Origin of the sequence: Corynebacterium sp. L4757 (assembly GCF_043673995.1) — a bacterium.
GTDB lineage: Bacteria > Actinomycetota > Actinomycetes > Mycobacteriales > Mycobacteriaceae > Corynebacterium.
In genome coordinates this window covers 1-4,328 of the sequence record NZ_JBIMEN010000011.1, presented here as the reverse complement: position 1 = coordinate 4,328, position 4,328 = coordinate 1, and the positions used below count along the sequence as shown (strand labels likewise).

Genomic DNA, 4,328 nt, shown 5'->3' with positions numbered 1-4,328 from the left:
CCGGTGGCCAGACCCTGGACTTTTACCTCTCACCAAAACGGAATGTGGCTGCGGCCAAGCGTTTCCTGGCCAAGACCCTGCGGTCGAACGCGTCAGCCGGGTTCCCGCGGGTGATTAATACAGATAAAGCACCGTCTCTAGCCAGGGCAATCGCCGAGTTGAAGTCAGAGGGAATCTGCCTGCCGACAGGGGAGCACCGGCAGGTGAAATACCTCAACAACATCCTGGAAGGCGACCATGGTCGGCTGAAGCGGATCCTCGGGCCGAAAGGCGCGTTTAAGAACTTAGACATCTGCATATCGGACGTTGAAAGGGATGGAGGCGATGCACTCATTGCGGAAAGGGCAAGGCACGATGTTTGACCTCACGGGCAACCGGACCCGGACGCGGTGATCGTCAACCGGGTCTTCGAGACGGCCTAACAACGCCCACACGCAGCGGCCATCAGAGAACGAGAAACTGAGTCTTCGCTGCTCTCCGCCCAACTTTGCAACAGCACCGTCACAGTGCAGCTACATGAGATCGGGGATCTGGTGCACAGGGGAAGCCCCACCGGGAAGACCTGGAGGAAAACCGGCGGGGCTGGCTGTGGCGATTGTGTCGTTAGGCGCTCAGCGTCTCCTTCGCGGCGTCAGCAGTACTGACGTCTGCCTGGTCCTTGTCTTTCTTCAGGGTGGGGCGCAGCAGCAGCATGGCGATCGCGATGACGATCAGGACGCTAGCTTCGTGGACAAGCATGCCAATCGACATGGTCACCCCACCGAGCAGCACACCGACCAACAGGATCGCCACGGTGGCCAGGGCGATGGCGATATTGACCCGCATGGTGCGTACCGTGCGCTGGGCCAGACCCAGGGCGTACGGCAGGCGGGGGAGCTTGTCGGCCATCAGGGCGATATCGGCTGTCTCGATGGCGGCAGGTGAGCCAGCGGCCCCCATCGCCACGCCGATGTCGGCCTGAGCGAGTGCCGGCGTGTCGTTGACACCGTCGCCGATCATGGCCACGGTGCGGCCCTGGGCCTGCAGGTCCTTGACGATAGTGAGCTTGTCCTCGGGCATGAGTTCGGCCCGGACCTCGTCGACCCCGAGTTCGGCGGCGACGTTGCGGGCCACCCGCTGCGCGTCACCGGTGGCCATGATCACGCGCACACCCTTGTCATGCAGCGATCGGATAGCGGCCGGTGCGTCGTCACGGATGGTGTCGGCCACGGCGACGATGCCGATGGCGCGTCCGTCGACACCGACGTACATGGCGGTCTTGCCCTGGTCATTGAGTTCAAGGATGCGGGTGGTGTCCGGGGCGTGGTCGAGCATGTCGGCGGAACCGACGGCGACGGTATGGTCGTCGATCTTCGCGATGATGCCCTTGCCGGTGACCGGTTTGGCTTTCTCGACCATTTCGATGGTCAGTCCCTTGTTCTCCGCGCCGCGGATGATCGCCTCGGCCAGGGGGTGCTCGGAGGCGGTTTCGGCACGGGCGGCCAGGGTGAGCACCTCATCATCCGAGTAGGCAGAGTCGAGGACGTCGACGTTGGTCAGCTCGGGGCGGCCGTTGGTCAGGATGCCGGTCTTGTCGACGACCACGGTGTCGACCTTCGCGGAGGTCTCCAGGTATTCGCCACCCTTGATGAGCACCCCGTCCTTAGCGGAGCGTCCGATACCGGCGACAATCGAGACCGGGATGGAGATGACCAGCGCCCCGGGGAACGCGACGAAGACGTCGCAGGCGGCGATCTCCGTGTAGTCGATGCGTGTGCATTCGCTGGGTTCCATGAACTCACGGCCCCAGTGCTCTCTGCGGTGGGCGCAGTGCACATCCCACCCCTGCGCTTCGAGCCGGTCGATCTCGGCCTGTTCCAGGGCCTTCGTCGTCGCCATGACCTGTCCTCCTTCATGCTCGCCCGACACCTTCCATTCTACCGTCCAAGGCCGACACCGACCAGTGACTCCACCCGTGAGACGGGCACTTGCTCCATCGGGCACAGTCGCAGCACTGGATAGGTGCGCAGCCGATCCCAACACCAGCATCCCGCAGCGGGCAATCCGCGCAGGGTGTATCTGTGACGGCACTCTGGTAGATTCGGGTTGCACCGAGGGGTGTCCCGTCAAGGGGCTGAGATACCACTGGACGTTGTCAGCGTGGTGACCCTAGAACCTGATCCGGATCATGCCGGCGAAGGGACTGGTCTAGCAGGGCTTCTTTCCTTCGCTGGCCTCCCCATTAGGAGGTTACAGTGTCCCATTCTGTTGTCGGCCCCGCGACGTCCTCAGTCGAGGTGCGCCCGAGGGTCGCGGTCATTTCCGTCCTCATCAAAGATGACCATGTCCTCTTGGTGCGTCGCGCGAACCCTCCTGATGCAGGATTCTGGGGATTCCCGGGCGGGAAGATCGAATTCGGAGAAACGATCACCAAAGCCGCCGAACGCGAACTCGGTGAAGAAACCAGCATCATCGGTCAGGCGACCGGTGTTTTGACTTCCGTTGACGCGTTCAGCCGAGACGAGACTGGACGGTTGGACAGTCACTACGTGCTTATCGCCGTGCTCTGCCAGTGGCGCTCGGGGCAACCCCACGCTGGCGACGACGCCCTCGAAGCACGCTGGTTCCCCCTCGACGAGGTCGACGAGGCCCGCCTGACTCTGAGCAAGGATGTCGCCGAGGTCGCCCGCTACGCCGCCACACAGCAGCAGAAGGAAGTGCACGCATGACGATCAAGAACGTCCTATCCATCGCAGGCACCGACCCCACTGGCGGGGCGGGCATCCACGCCGATCTCAAAGCCTTCTCAGCGAGGGGCACCTACGGTATGGCCGCGATCACCGCGGTCGTGGCACAGAACACGCGCGGTGTGCGCTCGTTCATGCCCCTTGATCCCTCTTTCGTCGGTGAGCAGATCGATGCAGTGTTCGACGATGTGCGCGTCGACGCGGTAAAGATCGGTATGGTCGCCAACGCCGCGATCGCCGAGGTCATCGCCGAGCGCCTGCAATACCACGAAGCCGAGACCGTGGTCCTTGATCCGGTGATGGTCGCCAAGAGCGGCGACAGGCTGTTGGACGACGATGCGGTCGCAGCCATCCGAGACACGCTCGTGCCACTGGCCACGATCATCACCCCGAACCTTCCCGAAGCCGCCGTGCTCCTCGACACCACAGATGTCACCCGCTTGGGGCAGATGGAGGACCAGGCCACCGGGCTGCGTGGCCTTGGCTGTCAGTGGGCGCTACTCAAAGGCGGGCATCTCACGAACGAGACGGTCAGTGTCGACTACCTCGCCGGCCCCGACGGGATCTCCACCTACACCTCTCCCAGGATCGAAACCCTCAACGACCACGGCACCGGCTGCACCTTGTCCTCGGCGATCACCGCACTGCTACCTGACCACACCGTGCCCGAAAGCGTTGAACGGGCGAAGACCTACCTGCACGGCGCTCTCGTTGCCAGCGACCGCCTCGACGTCGGCCAAGGTCACGGTCCCCTGCATCACTTCCACCAGCTCTGGCCGCGCGGGTAGGGATGCAGAACAGCCCCTCCTCGTTCCGATCGGTAGAGCTAACCACTTCGACTCATGAAAGGAGCCGTGACGATGACGCGAAAGATGTTTCTCGCCGGCCCGTTCAAAGCTCTCGTCGACGCCGACACCCATGTGATGGGCGACGCCGCGATCGACAAGTACACCTCGATCATCGACTTCTTCGAAACCCAGGGGTGGGATGTGCACTGCGCCCACCGCAGAGAGCACTGGGGCCGTGAGTTCATGGAACCCAGCGAATGCACACGCATCGACTACACGGAGATCGCCGCCTGCGACGTCTTCGTCGCGTTCCCCGGCGCACCGGCATCCCCGGGCACGCACATCGAGATCGGGTGGGCCTCCGCCTGGAACAAACCCATCGTCTTACTCCTCGACGAGGGAGCCGAGTACGCGTTCCTCGTCCGAGGCCTCTCAGCGGTCGCCGACGTCCAGATGATCACCATCGATCCCGAGCAGCCCACCGGACCACGCATCCTCACCGCGATCGAGCACGCGCAGGCAGGAGCCGTCAGTGAAGCCTGAGTATCCCGACCTCCACACGCTCTACCTGGATTCCCTGCGACAGGTCTACACCGGGTTCGAATACCAGAACAGTCCCCGCGGGCAGGACGAACGCGAAATCATCGGCTACACCGCACGCCTGACCAACCCGGCCCGGCGGTACTGCTTGGCCAGGTCTCGTCGGCAGAACATCATCTTCAACTACGCCGAAGCACTGTGGTACCTCTCAGGGAAGAACGACCTCGACTTCATCCGCACCTACGCACCCTCGATGAGCCGGTACAGTCCCGAC

The 4,328-nt window shown here is 63.3% G+C and carries 3 protein-coding genes, 3 pseudogenes and 1 riboswitch; of the genes and pseudogenes, 5 read left to right on the top strand and 1 reads right to left on the bottom strand.

What is annotated here, in order from left to right:
- Positions 1-422, top strand: a pseudogene (locus ACG98I_RS11640) (DDE-type integrase/transposase/recombinase); the annotation flags it as partial.
- Between the two features lie 181 nt (positions 423-603).
- Here the strand turns inward: ACG98I_RS11640 and ACG98I_RS11635 are convergent.
- Positions 604-1,707, bottom strand: a pseudogene (locus ACG98I_RS11635) (heavy metal translocating P-type ATPase); the annotation flags it as partial.
- Between the two features lie 376 nt (positions 1,708-2,083).
- Positions 2,084-2,200, top strand: a riboswitch (TPP riboswitch).
- A gap of 34 nt (positions 2,201-2,234) precedes the next feature.
- Between ACG98I_RS11635 and ACG98I_RS11630 the strand changes: the two are divergent.
- The 4 genes and pseudogenes from ACG98I_RS11630 to ACG98I_RS11615 all read left to right on the top strand — a co-directional run.
- Positions 2,235-2,708 (top strand): NUDIX hydrolase, encoded by a 474-nt coding sequence (locus ACG98I_RS11630; RefSeq protein ID WP_018022527.1) that lies wholly within the window; start codon positions 2,235-2,237, stop codon positions 2,706-2,708.
- Entirely contained in the window at positions 2,705-3,514 is an 810-nt protein-coding gene (thiD, locus tag ACG98I_RS11625) for a bifunctional hydroxymethylpyrimidine kinase/phosphomethylpyrimidine kinase (protein ID WP_018022528.1), read from the top strand. Before ACG98I_RS11630 ends, thiD begins: the two co-directional genes overlap by 4 nt.
- 72 nt (positions 3,515-3,586) lie before the next feature.
- On the top strand, positions 3,587-4,057 hold the full coding sequence (locus ACG98I_RS11620) for a nucleoside 2-deoxyribosyltransferase (protein ID WP_018022529.1): 471 nt from the start codon (positions 3,587-3,589) through the stop codon (positions 4,055-4,057).
- Positions 4,047-4,328, top strand: a pseudogene (locus tag ACG98I_RS11615) (thymidylate synthase); the annotation flags it as partial. The gene ACG98I_RS11620 and the pseudogene ACG98I_RS11615, both read left to right, overlap by 11 nt.